Source organism: Shewanella sp. SR1 (assembly GCF_020447145.1).
Lineage (GTDB): Bacteria > Pseudomonadota > Gammaproteobacteria > Enterobacterales > Shewanellaceae > Shewanella > Shewanella baltica.
Genome location: NZ_JAJAEF010000062.1, coordinates 1 through 900, shown reverse-complemented (window position 1 = coordinate 900; position 900 = coordinate 1). Strand labels below are relative to the sequence as shown.

Annotated in this window: 1 pseudogene; it reads right to left on the bottom strand. The window is 68.6% G+C overall.

The features are described from left to right. Positions 1-162: 162 nt before the first annotated feature. Positions 163-900 (bottom strand): annotated as a pseudogene (locus KV201_RS22690) (hypothetical protein); the annotation flags it as partial.

Genomic DNA, 900 nt, shown 5'->3' with positions numbered 1-900 from the left:
ACCACCCACGCGAGCCTCACGGCGCGACCGTTCTTCGAACGTCACGGGTTCGTGTGTGATGCGCTGCGGCATCCGGTGCTCCGGGGGGTGGAGTTCGTCAACTTCGCGATGAGCCGGGTTCTCTGACCGTTCGAGCTGCGGATGCCTCGGCCGAAGATCGTCCTACCGGCGTGAGACCTCGGGCAGGCGCGCCCCGGCGAACACCCCCACCAGGCCCAGCGCGGCGAGGAAGAGCAGCGCCCAGAAGATGTGCACGAGCGCCAGCAGCGAGCTGATGCCGCCGACCACCAGCAGGATCACGCCCATGGCCGAATTCGACACCGCCGTGTAGACGGTGCGTCGATCTCCCTCGGCCATGTCCACGATGTAGGTCTTGCGCGCCACGCGCACACCGGTGTGCGTCATCGTGAGCAGGAAGTAGCTGCCGATGAACAGGAGTGTTCCGGGCCACCCCTCGCCGGTGAATCCCGGTAGGGCTACGACGATCACGGTGATGACGACGACCACGGAGGCCATGCCGGCCCCGACGCTCATGAGACGACGGCTCGACCGGTCGGCGAGGCGCCCGAAGAGGCGACCGCCGAGCAGCGCGGCGAGACCCGCGGCGACGATGAACCCGCCGAGCCCGGCGAGGCCGTCCGACCCCGTCTCGATCGAGAGGGACACCACGAATGGCGGGCTCAGTGCCGACACCAGCAGCAGGCTGCGCGCCAGCACGAAGCTCCTGAACGGCTTGTCCTCGCGAAGCAGGCGCACCATCTGCACGAACCAGTTGGCCTCCCGTGACCGGTCGTCGCTGGGCTGAGCCGGGTCATCCGACGGCTCCCGGATGCCTGCATAGACGAGGGCGACGAGGATCCAGAGCGTCGCGCCCGCCGCGAGCAACCAGGCGAGTGCTGT